The organism is Arthrobacter sp. NPDC057013 (genome assembly GCF_042674585.1).
Classification (GTDB): Bacteria; Actinomycetota; Actinomycetes; order Actinomycetales; family Micrococcaceae; genus Arthrobacter.
Genome location: NZ_JBHUSE010000025.1, coordinates 31,589 through 54,537, shown reverse-complemented (window position 1 = coordinate 54,537; position 22,949 = coordinate 31,589). Strand labels below are relative to the sequence as shown.

Annotated in this window: 18 protein-coding genes and 1 riboswitch; of the genes, 11 read left to right on the top strand and 7 right to left on the bottom strand. The window is 67.5% G+C overall.

The annotated features are described in order from the left end of the window. Positions 1-15 precede the first annotated feature (15 nt). Positions 16-1,377: a hemolysin family protein gene (locus tag ACFTSA_RS21980; RefSeq protein WP_377954041.1), complete on the top strand. Its 1,362-nt coding sequence runs from the start codon at positions 16-18 to the stop codon at positions 1,375-1,377. Next, on the top strand, positions 1,370-2,413 hold the full coding sequence (locus tag ACFTSA_RS21975) for a hemolysin family protein (RefSeq protein WP_377954040.1): 1,044 nt from the start codon (positions 1,370-1,372) through the stop codon (positions 2,411-2,413). Before ACFTSA_RS21980 ends, ACFTSA_RS21975 begins: the two co-directional genes overlap by 8 nt. Before the next feature lie 95 nt (positions 2,414-2,508). Here ACFTSA_RS21975 and ACFTSA_RS21970 read toward each other — a convergent pair whose 3' ends face one another. Both ACFTSA_RS21970 and ACFTSA_RS21965 read right to left on the bottom strand, forming a co-directional pair. Then, positions 2,509-4,791: a chitobiase/beta-hexosaminidase C-terminal domain-containing protein gene (locus ACFTSA_RS21970; RefSeq protein ID WP_377954038.1), complete on the bottom strand. Its 2,283-nt coding sequence runs from the start codon at positions 4,789-4,791 to the stop codon at positions 2,509-2,511. Between the two features lie 317 nt (positions 4,792-5,108). Then, on the bottom strand, positions 5,109-5,507 hold the full coding sequence (locus ACFTSA_RS21965) for a DUF5997 family protein (protein WP_377954037.1): 399 nt from the start codon (positions 5,505-5,507) through the stop codon (positions 5,109-5,111). 92 nt (positions 5,508-5,599) lie between these two features. Between ACFTSA_RS21965 and ACFTSA_RS21960 the strand changes: the two genes are divergently transcribed. Then, entirely contained in the window at positions 5,600-6,349 is a 750-nt protein-coding gene (locus ACFTSA_RS21960) for a LysR family transcriptional regulator substrate-binding protein (protein WP_377954036.1), read from the top strand. 75 nt (positions 6,350-6,424) lie between these two features. On the opposite strand, the gene ACFTSA_RS21955 is transcribed toward ACFTSA_RS21960, so the two are convergent. Next, positions 6,425-8,482 carry an Ig-like domain-containing protein gene (locus ACFTSA_RS21955; RefSeq protein WP_377954034.1) on the bottom strand — a complete coding sequence of 686 codons (2,058 nt, stop codon included), beginning with the start codon at positions 8,480-8,482 and terminating at the stop codon, positions 6,425-6,427. A gap of 290 nt (positions 8,483-8,772) precedes the next feature. On the opposite strand from ACFTSA_RS21955, the gene ACFTSA_RS21950 reads away from it, so the two are divergent. From ACFTSA_RS21950 to ACFTSA_RS21925, 6 genes are all read left to right on the top strand, one after another. Continuing rightward, the gene (locus ACFTSA_RS21950; RefSeq protein ID WP_377954032.1) at positions 8,773-10,569 is read left to right on the top strand and encodes a multicopper oxidase family protein; all 1,797 of its coding nucleotides are present in this window, start codon (positions 8,773-8,775) and stop codon (positions 10,567-10,569) included. Between the two features lies 1 nt (position 10,570). Beyond that, positions 10,571-11,392 (top strand): hypothetical protein, encoded by an 822-nt coding sequence (locus tag ACFTSA_RS21945; RefSeq protein WP_377954030.1) that lies wholly within the window; start codon positions 10,571-10,573, stop codon positions 11,390-11,392. A 22-nt stretch (positions 11,393-11,414) separates the two neighbouring features. Beyond that, positions 11,415-12,047, top strand: a complete 633-nt coding sequence (locus ACFTSA_RS21940; protein ID WP_377954028.1) for a LacI family DNA-binding transcriptional regulator — start codon at positions 11,415-11,417, stop codon at positions 12,045-12,047. Between the two features lie 367 nt (positions 12,048-12,414). Then, positions 12,415-13,323 (top strand): ABC transporter ATP-binding protein, encoded by a 909-nt coding sequence (locus ACFTSA_RS21935; RefSeq protein WP_377954026.1) that lies wholly within the window; start codon positions 12,415-12,417, stop codon positions 13,321-13,323. Next, complete coding sequence (locus tag ACFTSA_RS21930) at positions 13,323-14,258, top strand: ABC transporter permease (RefSeq protein WP_377954024.1); 936 nt, start codon at positions 13,323-13,325, stop codon at positions 14,256-14,258. The genes ACFTSA_RS21935 and ACFTSA_RS21930 overlap by 1 nt, the downstream gene beginning before the upstream one ends. 27 nt (positions 14,259-14,285) lie before the next feature. Then, positions 14,286-15,635 (top strand): LLM class flavin-dependent oxidoreductase, encoded by a 1,350-nt coding sequence (locus ACFTSA_RS21925; RefSeq protein WP_377954022.1) that lies wholly within the window; start codon positions 14,286-14,288, stop codon positions 15,633-15,635. Here ACFTSA_RS21925 and ACFTSA_RS21920 read toward each other — a convergent pair. Then, positions 15,632-16,687 (bottom strand): bile acid:sodium symporter family protein, encoded by a 1,056-nt coding sequence (locus tag ACFTSA_RS21920; RefSeq protein ID WP_377954020.1) that lies wholly within the window; start codon positions 16,685-16,687, stop codon positions 15,632-15,634. The genes ACFTSA_RS21925 and ACFTSA_RS21920 overlap by 4 nt on opposite strands. 157 nt (positions 16,688-16,844) lie before the next feature. On the opposite strand from ACFTSA_RS21920, the gene ACFTSA_RS21915 reads away from it, so the two are divergent. Beyond that, on the top strand, positions 16,845-17,984 hold the full coding sequence (locus ACFTSA_RS21915; RefSeq protein ID WP_377954019.1) for a diguanylate cyclase: 1,140 nt from the start codon (positions 16,845-16,847) through the stop codon (positions 17,982-17,984). Between the two features lie 233 nt (positions 17,985-18,217). Here ACFTSA_RS21915 and ACFTSA_RS21910 read toward each other — a convergent pair whose 3' ends face one another. From ACFTSA_RS21910 to ACFTSA_RS21900, 3 genes are all read right to left on the bottom strand, one after another. Further along, entirely contained in the window at positions 18,218-18,952 is a 735-nt protein-coding gene (locus ACFTSA_RS21910; RefSeq protein ID WP_377954018.1) for an NlpC/P60 family protein, read from the bottom strand. A 3-nt stretch (positions 18,953-18,955) separates the two neighbouring features. Further along, a riboswitch (cyclic di-AMP (ydaO/yuaA leader) is annotated at positions 18,956-19,121 on the bottom strand. 180 nt (positions 19,122-19,301) lie between these two features. After that, entirely contained in the window at positions 19,302-20,804 is a 1,503-nt protein-coding gene (locus ACFTSA_RS21905; protein WP_377954016.1) for a SulP family inorganic anion transporter, read from the bottom strand. A gap of 6 nt (positions 20,805-20,810) precedes the next feature. Continuing rightward, positions 20,811-21,917, bottom strand: a complete 1,107-nt coding sequence (locus ACFTSA_RS21900; protein WP_377954015.1) for a GTP pyrophosphokinase family protein — start codon at positions 21,915-21,917, stop codon at positions 20,811-20,813. Between the two features lie 204 nt (positions 21,918-22,121). Here ACFTSA_RS21900 and ACFTSA_RS21895 point away from each other — a divergent pair, with 204 nt between their 5' ends. Beyond that, positions 22,122-22,943, top strand: a complete 822-nt coding sequence (locus ACFTSA_RS21895) for an alpha/beta hydrolase (RefSeq protein ID WP_377954014.1) — start codon at positions 22,122-22,124, stop codon at positions 22,941-22,943. Positions 22,944-22,949: the final 6 nt, after the last annotated feature.

Genomic DNA, 22,949 nt, shown 5'->3' with positions numbered 1-22,949 from the left:
AGAGGGGCGCCCCCAATGAATGAATGGATCATGATCGGGATCGGCCTGATCCTGACAGTCGGCACCGGATTCTTCGTGGCTTCCGAGTTTGCCCTGGTCAATCTTGACCGCAACGACCTGGAAGCACGCCAGGCCCGGGGTGAGAAACGCCTTGCCCCCACCATCAAAGCCCTGAAAATCACCTCGACGCACCTTTCCGGTGCGCAGTTGGGCATCACCCTCACCACCCTCCTGACCGGGTATACCTTTGAACCTGCCATCAGCAGGCTGCTGAGCGGTCCGTTGACGGCGGCCGGGTTCCCGGAAGGCCTCGTGCCCGGCGTGGGTGCCGTCGTCGCGATCTTCATCGCCACCATCTTCTCGATGGTGATCGGCGAGCTGGTGCCCAAGAACTTCGCCCTGGCTCTGCCGCTGGCCACCGCCAAGGTGGTGGTCCCGTTCCAGACCCTGTTCACAGCAGTGTTCAAACCCGTCATCCTGCTGTTCAACAACACTGCGAACACGATCATCAGGTCCTTCGGCATCGAGCCGAAGGAGGAACTGTCAGGCGCCCGCAGCGCCGAGGAACTGAGCTCGCTGGTCCGCCGCTCCGCGCTGGAAGGCGTCCTCGACCTGGACCACGCGGCACTGCTGCACCGGACGCTGCGCTTCTCCGAGCACAGCGCGGCCGATGTCCTGACTCCGCGCGTGCGGATGACCGCCGTGAACACCGATGACACGGCCGAGCAAATCATCGCAATGGCCAGCTCCACCGGCTACTCGCGCTTTCCCGTCATCGGCCGGGACCGGGACGACGTGCTCGGCGTGCTCCATGTCAAGCAGGCCTTTGCCGTGTCCCTCGAGGAACGCGCGAACGTGCTCGCCGCCGACCTGATGATCGAGCCGCTCATGGTCCCCGAATCCATGGGCGTCGACTCCCTCCTGGTGCTGCTCCGGAAGCAGGGCCTCCAGGTCGCCATTGTCTCCGACGAGCACGGCGGAACGGCGGGCATTGTCACCCTGGAAGACCTGGTGGAGGAAATCGTGGGTGAACTTGAGGATGAGCACGACCGCGCCCGGGTGGGAGTGGTCCGGACCGGCCGCTCCATCACCTTTGACGCATCGCTGCGCCCCGATGAGCTCCTCGACCGAACCGGCATCGCCGTCCCCGACGGCGAAGACTACGACACCGTGGCCGGTTTCGTCGCCGACCGGCTGGACCGCATCCCGGAACTCGGCGACGAGGTGGCGGTGGACGGCGGCACGCTCCGCGTGGAGCGGGTGGCCGGCACCCACGTCGGGCGCCTGAAATTCACGCCGGAGGAAACGGCAGAACCGCCCAGGAGCGCGCACGACAGGATCATCGACAGCCTGACACAGGAGCTGACCCATGAGTGAGTACCTTCCGGGCATCATCTGGCTCGCCGTCCTGCTGGTGGTTAACGGCTTCTTCGTCGGCGCGGAGTTCGCCGTCATCTCGGCCCGCCGGTCACAGATCGAGCCCAAGGCGGAGGCGGGCAGCAAGGCCGCCAAAACCACCCTGTGGGCCATGGAGCACGCCACGCTCATGCTGGCCACCAGCCAGCTGGGCATCACCGTCTGCTCGCTGGTGATCCTGAACGTCTCCGAACCGGCGATCCACCACCTGCTGGAGATCCCGCTGGGCCTGACGTCCCTGTCCGGTGAGGCGATCGGAATCATCGCCTTCGTGGCGGCGCTGCTGCTGGTGACCTTCCTGCACGTGGTCCTCGGTGAGATGGTCCCCAAGAACATCTCGTTCTCGGTCCCCACCCGTGCAGCGCTCATCCTGGCCCCGCCGCTGGTGATGGTGGCACGTGTGTTCAAACCCGTCATCTGGACCCTGAACAGCATCGCCAACTCCGTCCTCCGCCTGTTCCGGGTGGAGCCCAAGGACGAGGCCACCAGCGCCTACACCCTGGACGAGGTGGCCAGCATCGTGGAGCAGTCCACGCGGGAAGGCGTCCTGACCGACAACACCGGTGCCCTCACCGCAGCCTTCGAGTTCACGGAGAAGACCGTGGCCGACGTCGAGGTTCCCATCGCCGAGATGGTGCTCCTGCCGGCGTCGTCGACGCCCGCGGACATTCAGCGTGCGGTGGCCGAGCACGGGTACTCCCGCTACATCATGACCGACGGTGACGGCGACCCCTCCGGTTACCTCCACCTGAAGGACGTCATGGACCTCACCACGGCGGAGAAGTTCAGCCGGCCCGTGCCGGAGAAACGCATCAGGCGGCTGGGCTCGACCTACCGCGGCAGTGAACTCGAGGATGCCCTCGCCACCATGCGCCGCACCGGCGCCCACGTGGCCAGGGTCTTCGACGCACGGGGGAACACCACCGGCGTGCTGTTCCTCGAGGACATCATCGAGGAGCTGGTTGGCGAGGTGCAGGACGCCACCAGCAGCTCCTAAACGGGACTCCGAACAAATAAAACCGGGAACACAAACGGGTCCGGTGGCTGACGGCTGATGCCGCCGGCCACCGGACCCGGTGGTTAATGCTGGCTCTACTTGTTGGCTACCGCCTTGGGGCCTGCGGTGCCGCCGAGCGTGGATTCAATCCACACGGTGCCCGGGTTGCTGGAGCCGGCGGCCGCGTTGCGGAGCCGGAGGGTGTAGACGCCGCCCGTTGCCGGTGCCACAGCCGCGGTGACTGCTGCCTGGCCCAGGACCCGGCCGGTGGGTCCGCCGACGCGGACAGTAACGGTGCCGCCGACCACGGAGCTGGTCCCGTCAATCCGGAGGTCGCCGGCCTTCCACTGGGCGACGCCGATGGTGACCCGGTCCGTAACCGGCACCACCTTCACTTCATCCGTCCGGACCGTCGTGCCGACAGTTACCGTGAGCCGGAACGTGAGCGCGTTGTTGGTCATCGGTGACTGGAAGACCGGGAGGCTGAACGTCGGCTTGAGCGTGGTGGCCCCGGTGAGCGTGACCTTATCCGGATCGGTTGGCCCGGTCAGGACCTGTGCCCACTGGTAGGTTGCTCCGGCGGTGGTGGAGCCGGTGCCGTCAAGAGTGACCGTGGTGGCCGTGGTGCCGCGGACTATGTTCTGGTCCGGGCCGGCCACTGCGACGACGGCACCCTGTGCGGTGACGGCGGCCGTCTTGGCCGATTCGGGGCTGCTGCCGTTGGCGTTACTGGCCTTGATGGTGAACTGGTAGGCGGTGTCGCCCGCGAGTCCGCCGTAGACGAGGGACGTTGCGGTGCCGGCTGCCGTCTTGGGGGCGCCGAATGCGGCGCCGCCGGCGGTGTACGCCTGGAGGGTGTAGCCGGTGATCGTCAGGCCCGGGGCGCCCGGATCCGGTGCGGTCCACGTCAGCGTGGCCGTGCCCTGGCCCACCACGGGTGCGCCTGAGAAGGCGGGGGTGGCGGGAACCGGATCGTTGGTGACCGTGAAGACGGCCTGGCCGATGGCGGAGACGTTGCCCGAGGGATCGAACGCGGCAAACCGCAGGGTGGTGGTGGCCGGAATGTTCATCGGGCCGGTGTAGCGGACTGCCGTCGCGCCGAGGACGCCGCCGGAGAGGACCGGATCGGAACCGTCGGTGGTGTAGTAGATGTCGCTGCCAGTCTCGTTGGCTGCCAACGTGACCTTCTGGGCAACCGGGGAGGTGCCGCCGTTGGGGGTTGCCGATACCGTCGGAGCCGTGGTGTCCGTCGCCGGGACGGCGTGGGCGGCCGGGTAGGTCTCGCCGACGCTGCTGACACCGACGACATACACGTCGTAGTCCTCGGTGGCGGAGAGGCCGGTGATGGTGGTGCCGGTGGCCGCCTGGCCGGAGATGCGCTTGCCGATCTCCACCTGCTCGTTTCCGGTCACGGTCTTGCCGACCGCAACGGCACGGTAACCGGTGATTGCCGGGGTGCCGGGGATGGCTTCGGCCGGCGTCCAGTTCAGCTTAAGTCCGCCCGAAACCTTGGCGGCCGTGATGCCGGACGGCGCGGGGGGACCGGACTGCAGCGGGCCGTTGGGGCAGCCGCCCATGCCGGGTCCGCCGGGCTCGCCGTACTCGGCGATGGTGAGGCCCTGCCGGTTGGCGTCTGCGTCTTCGAACTCCCAGGCCATGGCGCGCTCGCCGAGCCCTGCGTTCGCGGCGATCTCAGCCGTGGCGGCGTCGTCGAAGTTGTAGGTGGCGGTGAAGGTGTCGCCTACGAGTTCCAGGCCGGAGGTGTAGCCGCCCTTGGGGGCCGGGGTAAGCGGGCCGGGGATGGCACGGATGTCGCGGCGGGCCACCGTGGTGTCCCTAAGTGCCGGCTCAATGATGCGCTGCTCCACCTGGGCGGGGTTGACTCCGGCGCCGATGTGGCCCTTGACGGTGAGGGTGGTGCCGCTCAGCGTGGCATCGCCGGTCACGTAGGCGTCCTGGACGGTGGTCTGTCCGCCGTCGGTGGCGCCGAACTTGATGGAGACGACGTCGCCCGGGAGGATGTCCGGCGTGACGTTCAGGCCGGTTCCTGCGCCCCAGCAGTAGCCGCCGGGGTGGTTGACCTCGAATGCAACATCGCCGGCCGCCACCACGCCCCGGGCTGAGCCGATCACCTTGCCGGCACGCCGCACCTCGACGGTGCCGGTCTCGCCGATGTGGTTCTGGTAGCCCTCGATGGTGACGAAGTCACGGTTGGGGAAGACGACGATGTTGTCCGGGAAAGTAGGGACAGCCGCGCTGGCGGCCGGAATGGCGAACATGGAGGTTGAGCAGATGACCGCAGAGACGGTGGCAATGACACCGGCCCTGCGGGCGCCGCGAGAAGTGTGCGCTCCCGGCTCGCTTTGTGCTGATTTCATGATGACCTCATCGATCCGAGGTGCGCGACTATCACGCACAATCACAGAATCAAGAAGTCCCCTTGGGGAAACGCTGGGCGGTTCGGCTTGGGGAAACGCGCTGCCGCACCGGTTTGACCGTACTTTTTGGGCCCCCCACATGGAGGGGCCCATGCGGCGGAAGAAAGCGGTTTTCCCATGTCAGGGCTGGCATTCCCGGCGCTCAGTCAGGGGCGGGACGTGCACCCCGCAGAGGGGTGGAGACCCCCACTTCCCCCAGCGCGGGGGGATCAGAATTCCGGGTTTCCCCAAGGGAATAGCCGGAAATGCGGCCGGCCTCAGCCCTGGCGGGCCTTCTTCGCTGTCTTCTGGGCAGCCTCGTCCTTGACCCGCTGGGCTTCGGCGCGGACGGCGGCGTGCGTGGCCCGCTCTGCAACCAGCCACGCGGGGGGAGCCTGCAGCAGTGCGGTGATTTCCGCCGTCGTCAGTGCCTCTTCAACGCCGCCGCGGGCCAGGCCGCTGATGGAGATATTGAGCTTCTGGGCTACGACCGGGCGGGGGTGCGGGCCGTTGCGGCGCAGTTCGGCCAGCCATTCCGGCGGGTTGGACTGCAGCTCGGCGAAATCCGCGCGGGTGATGGTTGAATCCTGGAACTCCTGGGGCGTCGCAGGCAGGTAGATGCCAAGTTTCTTGGCAGCGGTGGCTGGCTTCATGGACTGGGAGTTAGCAGAGGTCATGCATTAAGGGTATCCGGCTGGACCGGTTCCCCTGACCAAGGTTGTACCGGGCCGCGCCGCGCTGTGCGTGCCGGTGGCAGTACTGTGAGGGTGTGCCCGCTGAAGATGAACCCGCCCTGGACCCGGCCGCGCCGGAGTCCCCGCCGCACGAGCTCTGCTTCGCCTACGTCGCCGGAGTGACGCCGGGGAAGTGGATCCGGCGCTGGGAAGAACGGATGCCGCACGTCCCCCTGCGGTCGTTCATGTCCGACGCCGGTACGCAGCTTTCCGTGCTGACCGACGGTTCGGCGGACCTTAGCTTTGTCCGCCTGCCGGTGGAGCGGGAAGGCCTGAACGTCATCCCGCTGTACGAGGAACAGCCCGTGGTGGTGGCGCCGAAGGGCCACGAAATCACCGTGTTCGAGGACGTGGCGCTGGAGGACCTCGCAGAGGAAACCTTCCTCGACGCCGATGAGCTGGGCGGGCCGGAGACGGCCCTCCAGGTGGTGGCGTCCGGCGCGGGCCTGCTGATCCTTCCCATGTCCGTGGCGCGTCACTTCAACGTCAAGGACACCGTGGCCCGCCGCCTCACGGGGGCGCCGGGAACGCAGATCGCGCTGGCCTGGCCAAGCGACGCCACGGACGAGGTCATCGAGGAGTTCATCGGCATTGTCCGCGGCCGCACGGCGCAAAGCTCACGGCAGCCGTCCGCACGGCAGGAGGCGCCAAAGAAGGCTCCCAAGCCGGACCGCCGCGGCAGCGGTGCGGGGGCAGGCGGCAAGAAGCCGAAGGTTGCGCAGCGCTACGCACCCAACCCGGACAAGGGCCGGGGCCGCGGCTCACGGAAGAAGGGCAAACGGTAGCGCCGTCCGCAGCATGTGCAGACGGCGCCACCGTTTTTGCTGTTGTTTCGGTTCCTGTGCTTCCAGTTCAGGCGCTCAGCGGGTGCCGGTGGTGAAGCTCCAGGCCGTGCTGGCCAGGGGCGTGCCGGCCACATCCCGTACTGCTGAGGGGCCGCCCGTGATGGTGGCGGTGTACCTGGTGCTGGCAGCAAGGGTGGCTGCGGGGTTGAGGATCCACTGGTTGGTGGTTCCGTTGCGGGTGACCGTGGCTGCTATGGCGGCGCCGGTGGCGGCGTTCTTCAGGGTGAGGGTGGCCGTGCTGACGCCGTTGACCGGCTTGCTGAACGTAGCCGTGATGTTGGCGGTCCGCAGGGCGCCGGTGGAGTTGATTCCCGGAGCCCGGGAGCTCACAGTAGGTGCGGTGCTGGTGGTGAACCGCCAGCTGGTTGAAGCCAGCGGCCGGTTGGCCAGGTCGCGGATGGTGGCCGTGCCGCCGGTCAGGGTGGCGGTGTAGGCAGTGTTCGGGGTGAGCAGGGCTGTAGGGTCGAGCGTTGCCCGCCGGGTGGCCGGGTCGTAGGTCACCGTCGCAGGAATCGTGGCGCCGGCGGCGTTCTTCAGCGTGAACGTGCTGCCGGAGACACCCTGGACGAACTCACTGAAAGTGGCTGTGACGCTGGTTCCGGTACCCACACCGGTGGCGGCCGAGGCGGGTGTCCTGCCCGTGACAGTTGGAGCCACCGTGTCTGCCGGGCCGATCTGCACCGTCCGGCTGGCTACGGCGCTGACGTTGCCGGCGGCATCCGTTGCCCGGACGTTGAAGACGTACGTCCCGTTGGCCTGCGCATCCCAGGTTTTGGGTGCCGCGCAAGTGGGGTCCCAATCGGCGTTGCTCGGCAGCAGCTGGCATTCAAACCGGGCGCCGGCTTCGCTGCTGAAGTTCAGCGTGGGCGTGTTGTCCAACGTGGGCGTTGACGGGAACGGTGCGATGACCGAGGCAACCGGCGCAGCACTGTCCACGGTGAATGTCAGCGTCGGGGAGGTCAGGAACTGCGGAACGCCTGCCGGAACAACTCCCGTCAGCGGGTCCGCGATGTAGGCCGGGTTTGCCGTCCTGGACTGTATTTTGTGGACGCCCTGGCCGAGCGGCGCCAGCCGGGCCGAGTAGTTTCCGCCGGCCAGGGTGGTGGCGACGGGGGTTGCCGCGCCGTCCACGATCAGCTGCACGGGGGCGGTGCTTCCTGCCGGCAGGGCACCGGTAATGGTGGGTGCCGTGACGCTGGTGATGTTGTCCGTGGCGGAACGTCCGCTGTCACTGGCTGCCGCCAGATCCGGCGTGGCGGGGGCGCCGTCGGACCCTTCGGCTAGCAGTCCCTGCACCGTAAAGGTGCTGACGGTGAGTGTGTTGATCCCCGGGCCGCCGGCGTTGGGGCCGGTGATGACGACGGCGTTCGTTCCCGATGGTGCGCCGGTGACCGCCCGTGCTGTGTTGATATCGCCCAACGTGCCGGGCGCGGCGCCGACCTGCCGGAGGAAGGTGGCGGTGCTGCCGGCCTTGTAGTCACCCAGGAAGGCTGCGCCGACTCCGGCCCAGTCGCACGGTGCCGTTGGGCTGGGCGCGCAGACGCCGGAGTCGATGGTGGTCTTGATCCTGCCCAGGGACGCGTTCTTGGGGTCAGGCGCGGCAGTCAGAACGTTCACGCCGTAAGGGTGGGTGATGGTGTATGAGGCATTGGGGACGAGGTTGTCCACGAGGAAGCGGAGCCGCGCGAATCCCATTTGCTGGCCCGGTTCCACCACGCCGTTGGTGTGGGCGCCTTCGAGGCCTGCCTCATAGAGCCGCAGATTGCCGCCGGTGGCGGACGCGTTGAACCAGAACGCCTCCTCGGGGAAGTTGTCCGGATATGACGCCGGTGCAGTCGGGTCCGGCGGTTCGGAGAGGCACCCGGCACCGGCCATGTAGCAGAGCTGCAGTTTCACCGTGCCGTCGGAAAACCAGGTGGGAAAGCCGTTGGACGGATCCACGGGACCCACCCCTGCGGTGGCGGCGCTCGCCGGCACGGCAGCCAGCGGCGACAAGGCAGCGGTCAGCAGGGCGCCGGCGGCAACAGTTGCCAGTCCGCCCCTGACCCGTGTGCGGTGGAATTTCGCAAACATGATGACTCCTTCGGTGCTCAAGATGGCCCCCAGAACCTTCCAGGCCAAGCCAGGAGATTTGCCCCCAACCACGGCAAGCATCAAACAAAGAGCTTGGATATACGCCCGGCGGGTACACCCCCGAATGAGTCCCCATTCACCCTTGTGGGGGGACCAACCCCCGCGGCCGAGCCGCCGCGGGGTCCTTCCGCCCCGCCGTGTTCGCAATGGCAGCCGCTCCCACCTATTCAGGTGGGCCGGGCGCCCGTGGACGCCGCTTCCCAAGGTTTTCTGGAGTCGCACGTCGCACCATGACTGTGTTTCTACTCTTGGCCGGCGCCGACGCCGGCGCTGAGGCCATCACAACCAGCTGGGAGGACGTCATGGCAACAACACGGAGGGACGTGTTGAAACTAAGCCTGTTAGGCGGCGCAGTCGCCGTCACGGCATCGAACGCGGGGCCGGCGCTCGCCGGTGTCCCGGGTCGCCGTGGCGCGGACGGCGCCGAGGCAGCGGTCACCACGCCAAGCACGCTTGCGCCGGCGAACATGCCGGTTCCGTTCACCACCGCCTTCCGGCGTCCGCCGGAACTGCTTCCTTACGCCACCGGCCGGGACCGAGACGGCACGCCGTTTGCGAAGTATGCCCTGAACCAAAAACTGGGCAGGGCCCAGATCGCACGGGGCCTCAGCACCACCCTTGCGGGGTACAACGGCATCTTCCCGGGCCCCACCGTCCGCGTGCAGCAGGGCACCCGGAGCGAACTGAGGATCAGCAACCGCCTGCCTGCGACCGGCCTGCTGTACCCGAACACATTCAACACCGTCACGCACCTGCACGGTTCGGCGTCGCTGCCCCAGTACGACGGGTACGCCAACGACCGGACCGCACCCGGCAAGGTGAAGAACTACCGCTATCCGAACTGGCAGGCGGCCCGGACGCTCTGGTACCACGACCACAACCACATGCTGACGGCTCAGGGCGTGTACTCGGGACTCGCTTCCATCTACTCGATCACCAACGCCGCCGAGCGGGCGCAGTTGCCCCAGGGCGAGTTCGACGTGCCCATCCTGGTCTCGGACGTGATGCTGAACGCCGACGGTTCCCTGGGCTACAACGACAACGGCCACGCCGGCCTGTGGGGGGACATCATCATGGTCAACGGGGTGCCGTGGCCCACCATGAAGGTCAAGCCGCGCATCTACCGGTTCCGGTTCCTTGTCGGCTCGATCACCCGTTCCTACCGCTTCGCCCTGTCCAACGGCGACCCGTTCCACGTGGTGGGCACCGACGCCGGGATGACCCCCAAGGTGCAGGCGGTGTCCTCGTGGCGGCAGGGCACGGCCGAGCGATACGAGGTGCTGATCGACTTCCGGAAGTACAAGCCGGGCCAGTCCGTGGAGCTGCTGAACCTGAGCAACAAGAACAACGTGAACTTCGCCAACACCGGCAAGGTCATGAAGTTCCAGGTGGTGGCCGATTCCCCCGCCCAGCCCGGATCACGCACCATCAGCTCCATCCCCACCACGCTGGACCCAGGCCCGCACCCAAGCCGCGCCACGGGCGGGCTGGACACCATGAAGCTGACCCCTGACATGGCCGTGGCCAAGAGGATCCTCCGGGTTCAGCGGCAGAGCGGTGAATGGACCATCAACGGGGAGACCTGGGATGACGTGGAGAAATCCAACTTCACCCGGTGCTTCGCCAACCCGCAGCGCAACCAGGTGGAGCAGTGGACCATCGTCAATGAGTCCGGCGGCTGGTTCCACCCGGTCCACATCCACCTGATCGACGGCAAGGTCATTGCCCGGAACACCAACGGCGGCAAGCCCTTCGCCTGGGAAGGCGGACCGAAGGACGTCTTCTATGCGGGCGAGAACGAGTCCGTCACGGTCCTCATGCAGTTCGACACCGGCAAGCACGTCGGCGGCAGGTACATGGTGCACTGCCACAACCTCGTGCACGAGGACCACGACATGATGGTCCAGTTCTCCGTGGGCGACCTGCGGAACAACGATCCCATCAACGCCGACAAGCCGGTGGTGGAAACCCGGCCCGAGGGGTACTACGCATCGAAGTACAAGCTGGCCTACCCGGCGGGGACCTGACATGAAGCGGACACTCCTGATCGCACCGGCGGTGCTGCTGGCCTTCTCCCTGGCCGGCTGCACCGGCGGTGTCCAGGCCAGCCCCGCCGCAAACCCGGCCCCCACCCCGCCCGCAAGCACCGCCGCCGCCGCGGACCGGGTCCTCGCGCAGGCGGAGGAAGGCCAGGATCTGGGGAACGGGCGGCCCACCGTCAGCTATGAGGGCCTGATGGTCCGGCGCAGGGTGGTGATCGCCGTCCACACCGGGCTGGACGCCGACGTCACGGGCATCCGCAAGCGGCTGGATGCGGCCGCCGCGGCCCGGGGCACTGTCCTGTCCGCCATCTCGCCTGATGTGCTCGAACCCGCTGTGCTGCTGCAGATGGTCCCCGAGGTCACCGTGGCCCTTCCGGCAACGGCCACGCCCGACGACGGACGCACCATCGTACGGGCAGTCACCGAGGAGGACACCCGGAAACTGGGCGTGAAGAACTTCTACGTCCTGCCGGTTTTGGTGCACGACCTGCGCTTCAGTGTTGCCGCAGCGGATCCCGGCGCGGTGTCGGCTGCGGTGGACAGGGAGGGCATCGTCTCCGACGCGCTCGGCAACTACAGCACCGTGGCACAGGGCGGGCAGCTCAGCATCAGCTACACGGGTCCGCTGCTCGGCGATGAAACCGTGGAGAGCGTCCGCGAGGGCATCAGCAGGCAGGCGAAAGTTCCTGCAGCGGAGGTGACCGTCGCCCCCAGGTCCGCATCCGGAACCGGCGTGGACATGGCCGCGGAACCGCCGTGGGATGCGGAGCAGCTCGAAGGCCAGGCAATACATCCGCACACCGAGTGATTAGGAGAAAACAGTGAGGAGCATGTCCAGCCCCACCATCCGGGACGTTGCCGAACGGGCCGGGGTCTCACTGACGACGGTGTCCTACGTGCTGTCCGGCAGGACCGGAGGCACCACCCGGATCAGCCCGTCAACGCAGGAACGCGTCATGGCCGCCGTCGACGATCTTGGCTACGTGCCCAACCAGGCGGCGCGGGGAATGCGCCGCGGACGGACGGAACTGGTGGCCATCGCCATTGACGACCTGGAATGGCCACCGGACCGGGCGCTCGCCACGGCCGCCGCCGCGATACTTCCGCGGCACGGCTACCAGCCGGTCATCCTGCTCGGCCAGTCCTGGCGGCAGTTCATGCTGGCCGGCGGTGCGGACGGCGTGATCGTGGGCGTCCTGCCCACCACTGAGGAAGAGGACCACGCCATTGCCGAACTGGCCAGGCGGGGCATCGCGCAGGTGGTCATCTCCGAATCGGTGCAGGCCGAACAGGCCGTTGCGCTGCTCATGGACCGGATTGCGGGGTACGCGGCGAGGGCCGCAGAAAGCCCTTCCTGGAAGCGCCTCAGCGGACATGCCCTGTTCGGCGGCGGCGCGCTGCAGATGCTGAACGAGATCCTGTCCGCGGCCGGCGCGTTTGCCGAGCAGATCCCCGTTTTTTAGGAGCCCGTCTTCCAGGAACCAGCTTCCAGGAACCGGCAGCCGCGTAACAATCGGACCTTCGGCCTGTCCGCGCCCGGCCCAGGGCCCGGGCGGCGGCTGCGTGTCACGGTCCGTAGCGGGCCGCAACATCAGCCGCCGTCGCGGCCTGTTTCTGTCGCCATGCGTCATCCGGTGTCCCCGGAAGACGCCAGCCTTTACGCATTGTTTGCTTTGAAGTCCCCGCGCGTCCGGCGGCCGCCATCCGCGGCCCCGGCCGGCAGGTTACGCCCCGTTTCCCCTCGTGACTGTGCTCTTCAGGCGGTGGTCCATCTCTGCTCTCATGGTGGACACCAAACGCCTTGAACGACCTGCTGAAGGGAAGCACCCCATGACCTCCGGAACCGGGCCGATACCGAAAATCAGCCTTCAAAACATCACCAAGAAGTTCACGGTGCGGCCCAGCAGGGACAACCCGGAAGGGGCGGTCCTGACCGCCCTGGACGGCATCTCCCTCGACGTCTCCGCAGGTGAATTCGTCACGCTGGTGGGCCCTAGCGGCTCCGGCAAGACCACCCTCCTGGACCTCCTGGCCGGCCTCACCAAGCCGGACACCGGCCAGGTGCTGGTGGACGGCCGGGAAGTGTCGGGCCCGGGCCGGGACCGCGCCGTCGTCTTCCAGCAGTATGCGCTGTTCCCCTGGCGCACGGCCGCCGCCAACGTGTCCTTCGGCCTGGAAGGCGTGGGCAGCGACGGGAAGCGCTACACCCGCAGGGAACGGGCCGAGAAGGCACGGGAATACCTCGGGCTTGTGGGCCTCGGCGGATTTGAAGACCGCTACCCGCACGAGCTGTCCGGCGGCATGAAGCAGCGCGTGGCCATCGCCCGCAGCCTGGCCTACGAGCCGGACATCCTGCTGATGGACGAACCCTTCGCGGCACTGGACGCCCAGACGCGCGAGCAGCTCCAGACCGAACTGCTCCGGATCTGGGCCACCACAGGCAAGACCATCATCTTCATCACCCACGGCATCGACGAGGCCGTGTACCTCGGCCAGCGCGTGGCCGTTCTCAGCTCCCGGCCGGGACGGCTGAAGCAAATCGTGGACATCGACCTCGGGAACCGCTCCGGTGACGAGGATGTCCGCTCCAACCCGGCCTTCGTGGAACACCGGCACGAGGTCTGGTCGCTGCTGCATGACGAGGTGCGCCGCGCCCAGGAAGCCGGGCACGCAAAGATCCAGCCGGACGGAACGGCGCCGGACGAAACCAGGACCATCACCACCGGAAAGGCAGCCTGATGAGCACGCCAACACTGACCACGGAAGCGGAAACCCGCACCGGTCCCGCGTCCGCTGCCGGGGAAGCCCCGGCCCAGCACAAGACAACGGCCCAGCGGAATCCGGCCCTGCGTCCCGGCCCCGGCAAGACACCGGCAGCCAGGCTGCGCCTGTACGCCCTGCAGGGCGGCAAAGCCGTCTGGGGCGCCGGCGCCATCATCCTGTTCCTCCTGCTCTGGGAACTGGGACCCACCTACCTCGCGCCGGCATCGACGAGGGTATTCCTTCCGCCGCTGCACGTGGTGCTCGAGGCACTGGGTACGCTCATCGCAAACGGCCAGCTGCAGAACCACCTAGCCGCCAGCCTCAGCCGCTCCGGGAGCGGCTTCGGCATCGCCGTCGTCACCGCCGTGGCCCTCGGACTGCTCGTGGCCTGGTACGGCGCCCTTGACCGCTTCCTCAACCCGCTGCTGGAGGTCTTCCGGAACACGGCCGCGCTGGCCCTGCTCCCGGTGTTCACGCTGCTGCTGGGCATCGGGGAGACCTCCAAGATCAGCATCGTGGCCTACGCCGCGTTCTTCCCGGTGCTGCTGAACACCATCGCCGGCGTCCGGACTGTTGACCCGCTGCTGATCCGTGCGGCCCGCTCACTCGGGCTGTCCAACTTCCAGCTGTTCCAGAAGGTGATCCTGCCGTCCGCCGTACCCACCATCTTCACCGGCATCCGGATGGCCGGCACGTCCTCCATCCTCGTCCTGATCGCCGCGGAGATGGTCGGCGCCAAGGCCGGGCTGGGCTACCTGATCGTCAATTCCCAGATGAGCTTCCTCATCCCCGACATGTACGCGGGCATCCTCACGGTGTCCCTGCTCGGCCTGCTGGTCAACTACCTGCTGGTCGGCGTCGAACGCCATTTCTCCCGCTGGCGGACCGCCGTCGGATCCCGGACCGCCTGACCCGCCCCCTACTTAAGGAACCACACCATGCCTGAACGACAGCTCCACCTGAACGCCTTCCTGATGAGCACCGGACACCACGAGGCGTCCTGGCGGCTTCCCGAAAGCGACAGCTTCGCGGGAACGCAGGTGGCACACTTCCAGCAGCTTGCCCGCACCGCCGAACGCGGTACCTTCGATTCGATCTTCTTCGCGGACTCGCCCGTGCTGCACGGCGACGTGCGCCAGCGCCCGTACGGGACGCTCGAGCCGACGGTCCTGCTCAGTGCCATCGCCGCCGTAACCAAGCGGATCGGCCTGATCGGCACCGCCTCCACCACCTACAACGACCCCTACAACCTGGCCCGCAGGTTCGCCTCGTTGGACCACATCAGCGGCGGACGGGCCGGGTGGAACGTGGTGACGACGGCGGGTGAGGCAGCCGCGCGGAACTTCTCCCTGGAGGACCAGCCCGCGCACTGGCGCCGCTACGAGCGCGCCGCCGAATTCCTCGACGCCGCCAGGAAGCTCTGGGACAGCTGGGAAGACGACGCCGCTGTCGGGGACAAGGGCAACGGCGTCTGGGCGGACAGCTCCCGCGTCCACGCCATCAACCACACCGGCCGCTACTTCCGGATCCAGGGTCCCCTGGACGTGCCGCGTTCACCGCAGGGCCACCCCGTCATCGTCCAGGCCGGTTCCTCCGAAGACGGCAAGGACTTCGCCGCCCGCTACGCCGAGGCGGTGTTCACGGCGCAGCAGACCCTCGCCGAGGCGCAGCGCTTCTACGCCGACCTGAAGCGGAAGACGGCGGCCGCGGGCCGGAACCCGGACCACATCAAGATCCTGCCCGGCATTGTCCCGGTGATCGGCTCCACCGAGCACGAGGCACGGCGGCTGGAAAGGCAGCTCGATGAGCTCATCCACCCCGAGCACGCGAGGAAGCAGCTGGCCGGCGTCCTGCGGGTCTCGCCGGAATCCCTTCCGCTGGATGCGCAGCTGCCCGAGGACCTTCCCTCTGAGGATGCGATCGAGGGGGCCAAGAGCCGGTACACGCTGATTGTGGAGCTCGCCCGGCGCGAGCGGCTTACCGTGCGGCAGCTCATCGGCAGGCTGGGCGGCGGGCGCGGGCACCGCACCTTCTCCGGAACGCCCGAGCAGGTGGCGGACGCCATCCAGGAGTGGTTCGAAAAAGGCGCGGCCGATGGCTTCAACATCATGCCGCCCGTATTGCCCTCGGGTCTTGACGCCTTCGTGGACCACGTCATTCCGATCCTGCGGTCCCGCGGGCTGTTCCGCCGGCAGTACACGGGGAACACGCTGCGTGAGCACTACGGACTGCCGAGGCCCGCCAGCGCCTTTGCCCCGGCAGGCTCGGAGGAAGCCGTACCCGCTTAGGCGTTCTGCTGCACGGGCAGTTCCGGCTGCTCCGGCACTTCGGGGTTCCCGGGCAAGGGCTTGCGGGCCAGCCAGGCAGCGACGATGGCACCGGAGATGTTGTGCCACAGCGAGAACACGGCCGACGGCAGGGCCGCCAGCGGCGTGAAGTGGGCGGTGGCCAGCGTCGCCGCCAGGCCCGAGTTCTGCATGCCCACCTCGAAAGCGAGTGCCCTGCGTGCCTTGGCGTCCAGGCGGCCCACCTTGCCGGCGAGGTAGCCCAGGCCCAGGCCGAAGCCGTTGTGCAGCACCACGGCCAGGAACACAATGCCACCGGCAGCCAGGATCTTGTTGGCACTTCCCGCCACCACTACCGCCACGATGAGGGAAATAACGACGGCGGACGCCCAGGGGAGTGCCGGAAGTGCCTTGGCAACGAGGTTCTTGAGGAACAGCCGGGCCAGGAGGCCCGCCACCACCGGCAGCAGCACGGTCTTGACGATGTCCAGCACCATGCCGCCCGCGTCGATGGTCAGGAAGGAACCGGCCAGGAACAGCACCAGGACGGGCGTGACCACCGGAGCGATCAGCGTGGATACACTGGCCACCGCCACAGACAGGGCCACATCGCCCTTGGCCAGGAACGCCATCACGTTGGAGGCCGTGCCGGAGGGAGCGCAGCCGACAAGGATCAGGCCGACGGCGAGTGCGGGCTCCAGGTGGAGAAGGGTGGCGATTGCCCAGCCTGCCCCGGGCATGATGACGTAGTGGGCCACGATGCCCAGCACCACAGCCCAGGGCCTGCGGGCAACGGCCGTGAAGTCCGGCGGCGTCAGCGTCAGGCCCATGCAGAACATGATGATTCCCAGCAGGTACGGCACCGCCGGGCCGAGGGGTTTGAAGGCGCCGGGAAGCAGGAAGCCGGCGACCCCCGCTGCGAGGACCAGAAGGGGGAAGACGGTCACCGCGACGCGCGCAATCCTGGCTTCCGCGGCAAGGGCCGGGTTCAGGGGTGCGGCGCCGGCCTCCGTGGCCGGGGGAGCGGATACGGGGTATTTTGTTGCCTCAAGCATTCAATAATGCTGGCACCGGAGCGCCGCAACGGGCCAATTCATGACTGATGTCTGACAAATGTGTCGTGCCCGGCAAAATTTTCTGCGGCACGGGCCGGGCCCCGATCGTTCCCGGTGCGATACTGGATTGCACTGGATCGGCATTCAAGGGGACGGAATGATCCTAGACACGGCAACACTGCGGGTTGCCTTCGCGGCGATGACCCTGGTTCTGGCGTTGCTGTTCTACTTTTCAACGTTCCGCAGCACCCGCTCGCCCTACAGCGCCTGGTGGTGCGCCGCCCTCCTCCTGTTCCTCTCCGGCTCGGCATCCTTCCTGCTCAACGGCACGCCGCAGCAGGTCTGGGCCAATCCGCTGGGCAACTTCCTTCTGGTGTCCGGCGCGGCAGGCGTCTGGGCCGGGGCGCGGTCCCTGCGGAACCTGAAGTACAACCTGTGGCTGTCCGTGGCGCTGCCGGTCATTGCCGGCGCCGCCGCCGGCGTCGACAGCCCGGGATCCAACACGTGGGCCGGCGGTGCTGTTTTCCTGGCGTCCATGGCCGTGCTTATCGGGCTGGCTTCGCACGAACTGTGGCGGCTTGAACCCGGCTACTCCCGGGTGCGGATCCCCATGGCCATCGCGGCCGGCGGGGTGGCCTTCTTCTACTCCTGCCGCCTGCTGGTGTTCCTGATCCAAGGGCCGAACGGTCCTGTTTTCACCACCTACTTCGGGTCCGCGGTGACCACCATGGTCACCATGGTGCTGCTGGTGGTGGTTTCCTTCAGCATGGCGGGGCTGAGCACCGAGCAGCAGACCCGGGCGCTGCGGACGGTCGCCACCCAGGACGGGCTCACGGGATTGTTCAACCGCGGCGCCTTTCTGGAGGCGGCCGCAGAGGAACTGGAACGCAGCAGGACCGCCAATAGCGGCGGGTCCCTGATCCTCGCCGACCTCGACCACTTCAAATCGGTCAATGACACCTTCGGCCACGCGGCGGGGGACCTGGCGCTGCAGGCGTTTGCCGCAGCGTGCAGCGCATCGGTCCGGTCCACGGACGTCGCGGGGCGCTACGGCGGCGAGGAGTTCATCCTGCTGCTTCCCGGTGCCGGCCCCAAGAGCGCGGAAATCATCGCGGGCGAAATTAGCAGGAGGCTGGCAGAGCAGCACATTCCCGAGCTGCTGCGGATGCCGACCGTCAGCTACGGAATTTCGACCTACAACGCGAAAACCGCCGATCTCGACGAGGTGATCGCAGCCGCAGACGTCGCCCTCTACGAAGCCAAATCGCAGGGTCGGAACCGCACGGTCAGGGGCTGAGGCGGGGTTGCTGCCGTCTTAAAGGCAGGCGCCGGATCCGGAATGCATGGGGGACAATCCGGACCCGGTGATCCTGACTCGCAGCCGGAGACTGCGGTCTTTCATCAGGCACAGCCAGTGTGTTCCGCAGTCCTTGTGGAAAGGTGGGAGCACCTTGGGGGGTGGCCGTGTTCCGCCGCCCCCAAGGCAGCGGAACACGGCGGTTTATTCAGTTCCGCCGGGCCGCGCGGCTGCTAGGCCGCGCGCACGAACGTGACGGGGCCGGTGGCGGTAAGCCAGGAGAGCGGGTGGGCCATGGTGGCGTTGATGCCGTTCATGCCGCCGCTGATGACCTTCCCGCCGCCGGCGTAGATGGCCACGTGGCCCGACTGGACCACCATGTCGCCGGGCTGCGGGGTGGAAACCACCTTGCCGTAGCTGAGGAACTGCATCGGGGCGAGGTCACCCACGTGGATGCCGGCGGCGCCGAGGGCCTTCTCCACCATGGCGGTGCAGTCCTGCGTGATGCCGATCTGGGCGTAAGCCGAGGCCAGCATGGCTGCGTTGACGCCTGCAGCAGCCTTGACCGGCGCCTTCGGCGCGGGAGCCGCGGCCTTCACGGCGACCTTGGTTGCGGGAGCCGCGGCCTTCACGGCGACCTTGGGTGCGGGAGCCGCGGCCTTCACGGCGACCTTGGCGGCGGCAGGTGCCGCAGCCTTCTTGACTGCCGGCTTTGCGACGACGACAGGTGCTGCCACCGCCGGGGCGGGTGCGGACTTGACCGCGGGGCGCTCGAAGTCGATCTTGACGCTGGAAGCGGCGCTCAGGGGAGCCTGGACCTGGCCTGCCGTCGCGAAGACGCCGGCGGGAGCCTGGGCCTGCTGGGCCGGAGCGTTGGCGGCATTGGCCGCGACGCTGCCAGTGAAGGCCAGGCCGGATGCTGCAAGGATGGCCGCAGCACGGCGGCCAGAAATAAAGCGGAACGACATGAAGAAGCCTCTCCCGATGCCTGCGAGGTGAGCTGTCGGATTCGGATGGGAGGCACCCGGCCGCGGTCCTGAGCGTGGTCAGGAACCGTGCGGCTTCACCCCAAGGCCCGCTTCAAGCGGGCCGAAAAGTGGTTTCCCCGTCTCTGCCGGACATGGGTTTTCGATTGGTTCCTCGGGCTGCGGCAGAGTTAGGCAATCAGCGCGGGAGTGCCTCCTCGATGAAAATGGCACGTTTTCCACCGTACGGGAGGCTTCGCTCAATGTCACATTCAGGTAACGGGGCCGTGTCGTTCACATCGTGCTGGCCCGCGTCAGCTATGGGTTCAGGGTGTGATTAGTGTGGTGAACCTCACTCCGCCGCATTGAGTTTGCCGGCGAGCCGTTCCCGCATTTGGATGCTGGCTGAGTTAAGGCCGATCAGTTCCACCTCGCGGCCGTGCCTGCGGTATTTCTCCGTGACGGAGTCGAGCGCGGCGATGGTGGATGCGTCCCACAGGTGGGAGGCGTGCAGATCGATCACAACGCTGTGGATGTCCGGCCCGGCGTCGCGGGCATAGTTGAACTGTGTGTAGAGGTCGTTGGAGGAGGCGAAGAACAGTTCGCCGTTCACCGTGTAGGTGGCTACCGTCCGGCCGTTGAGCTCCACTTCCGTCCGCTCCACGGTGGCGAAATGGGCCACCCGGCGGGCGAACATCGCCATCGCTGCCAGCACCCCGACGCCGACGCCGATCGCCAGGTTGTGCGTGACCACCACCGTGCCCACGGTGATCAGCATGACTGCAGTTTCCGATTTGGGCATACGCCTGAGCGTTGAGCGCGCAACGGAGTGCCAGTCGAAGGTGATGGCCGAGATGAAGATCATCACCGCCACCAGCGCCGCCATGGGGATGAGGCCCACGATGTCGCCCAGGGTGACCACCAGCACCAGCAGGAAGGCGCCGGCGAGGAAGGTGGACACCCGGCTCCGGGCGCCGGAACCCTTGACGTTGATCATGGTCTGCCCGATGACCGCGCAGCCGCCCATGCCGCCCAGGAAACCGGTGACGATGTTGGCCACGCCCTGGCCCAAGGATTCGCGGGTCTTGTTGGAGCGGGTATCGGTGATGTCGTCCACGAGCTTGGCGGTCATCAGTGATTCCAGCAGCCCCACCAGCGCCATGGACAGTGAGAAGGGGGCGATGGTCTGGAAGGTTTCCCACGTCAGGGGCACCTGAGGGATAAACAGCGTCGGCAGGCTTTCCGGCAGCCGGCCCTTGTCTTGGACGGTGGGAATGTCGATGCCGGCCACTACGGCGAGGACCGTCAGGAGGACGATGGCCACCAAGGGTGACGGCACGTCCGTCGTAATCCGCCGGAGGCCGACGACGATCAGCAGGCCCGCAGCGACCAGCGGATACACGGGCCAGGGAACCCCGATCAGTTCCGGCAGCTGGGCCATGAACACGAGGATGGCCAGCGCGTTCACGAAGCCCACCATCACCGAACGCGGGATGAAACGCATGAGCCGGGTGACGCCCAGGACGGCGAGCAGGATCTGGAACACCCCGGCGAGGATAACCGCGGCGATCAGGTGGTCCAGTCCGTGGCTGCGCATCAGCGGCGCGATCACCAGGGCGACGGCGCCAGTTGCGGCCGAGATCATTGCAGGCCGGCCGCCCACGAAGGAGATGGTGACGGCCATGGTGAAGGAGGCGAACAGCCCGATCCGGGGATCCACGCCGGCGATCACGGAGAACGCGATGGCTTCCGGAATGAGGGCAAGGGCCACCACCAGTCCGGCGAGGGCCTCGGTCTTGAGGCGCCGCGGGGAACGGAGCGTGGCCCGGACGGACTGGAGCTGTTCGGGCTTCATGGAACTCTATTTCTTGGTCTGGCGGTAACGCTCGATCTGCTTCAGCCGCCGCAGGAGGCTGTCGCGCCGCGGGTGGGGAACGGCGTCGGGCGCCTCGGCGGTGAGGTCGATGTGTTTGGTGCCGTACTGCCACAGCAGGAGGTCATCCAGGAGGCGGTCCGGGCCGGGGGAGTAGCGGTGGTCCAGGGCCCTGCGGACCTCGGTGATCCGGTTGGCGCTGAGCAGGCCGGCAAGCTGCACGGTCTGCTTGAGTCCGTGGGCCGCCAGGAGTTCGGCCGCCCATCCCCAGTCATCATCCACTTTACGGTCTACGTGCGGGAGCAGGGTGCGCCAGACGTCGCGGATCCGGTTGGGAGTGAGCTGCGCCGCGCCCTCGCCGTCCACGTCCCAGTAGCTGCGGACCTCCTCGTACCGTTCATGCAGGTCCGCGAAGGCGCTCTCCACGGTCTCCAGCATTGCCGCTGTGGCGGTGAACTGGCGGTCGAAATGCGGCGTCCATGCCCGCGGGTCCTCGGCCTTGAACCGGATGTCGTGCTCGATCTCGCTCCACGCGTGGGCGAAGACGGTGCGGATCTGGCATTCAAAGAAGTAGCTGCCGTTGGGCGGGACTTCAGGGTTGAAAACCTGCTGGTAGTTCTTCACCACATCGTTCTGGATGGTGCGCAGGATCAGGTGCCGGCTGGAGTAGCCATAGGTTCCGGACTCGATCGAGCCGATGTCCTTTTCGCGGTCTCCGCGGCAGTCGAAGAGGTTCCGCTGGCGCTTGATCAGGTTGGCCACCAGGGCGTTCTCCGTTGGCAGTTTGGTGATGACGCGCACGCCCACCATGTCGTTGAGGGTCCGGAACGGGTCCGGGAACTTCAGGAGCCGCGGGCCGCCCGGTTCCAGCGGTTCCTCGGTCCGGGAGATCTTCTCCCGGAAGGAATCCACCGACTTGGTCCGGCCGGTGACGAACAGCGGGGTGACCTCGGTGTCCTTGAGCATTGTCCGCAGGATCTGCAGGACTTCCCGGGTGACGAGTTTCAGGGCGGGCCGGACGCGCTCGTAGAGTTCCACGCTTTCCTGCACGGAGTCGCGCTGAGTGACGTCCAGGCGATCCCAGTTGCTTGCCATGTGTCCAAACTATCAAGGCGGTGCGGCAGCGGGCCGGTGACACCCCTGCCACTGCAGCCCCTTCTGCCCCAGAGAAGCGGCGTCCATGTAGGCTCGGCACATGGCTGTTGTGCGCCGTCGTGCCCTGCAGGCCCGGACCCCGGGCGTGCGGGCGGTGGCAAGGAGGGGTCCGGCGCCCCGTTCGAAGGATCCTAGGAGGATGCAGTGAAGCGGCAGAAGTACCACTACGGTGACCACCCCAGCCAGTGGGGCGAGCTCTTCCTGCCGGAGACACCTGCCGCACGCAACGGCCGGCCGCCGTCCCCGCGCGGCGTTGTAGTGGTGATCCACGGCGGCTACTGGCGCTCGCAGTACGGCGCCGAGCTGGGTGAACCCCTGGCGAAAGACCTTGCGGCACACGGCATCGTGGCCTGGAACCTGGAATACCGCCGTGCGGGCAACGGCGGCGGCTGGCCGCGGACGTTCGAGGACATCCTTGCCGGTATCGACAAGCTCCGGGAGGTGGCCGGCGAGCACGATCTCGACCTGAACCGCGTGGTGGCACTGGGCCATTCTGCCGGCGGCCACCTTGCCGTCTGGGCAGCCGGCCGGGACCGGCTTGCGGGACTCGGTGCTGCCGACGCCGACCGGCAGGTCGTCCGGAACCTCAACGGTGAAGCCGTCCACCTGACCGGCGTGGTCAGCCAGTCCGGGCTGCTCAACCTCGCGCAGGCCGAGTGGGCCGATCTCAGCAACGGCGCCGTCAGCAACTTCCTGGGCGGCTCCGCCGAAAGGTACCCCAAGCGGCATAAGTACGCGGACCCCATGAGCGCCGTGCCGCTCACCATCCCGGTCTACGCCGTCCACGGGCTCGAAGACGACACCGTGCCGGTCAGCCAGTCCGAGGCCTACGCCACCGCGGCCCGCGCCGCCGGGGCGCCGGTTCAGGTGGTCAAGGTCCCCGGCGACCACTTCTCGCTCATTGACCCGAAGACCGCGTCCTACCGGAAGTGCCGCGAGCTCGTGCAGGAGCTGCTGCAGCTCTAGGTCTTC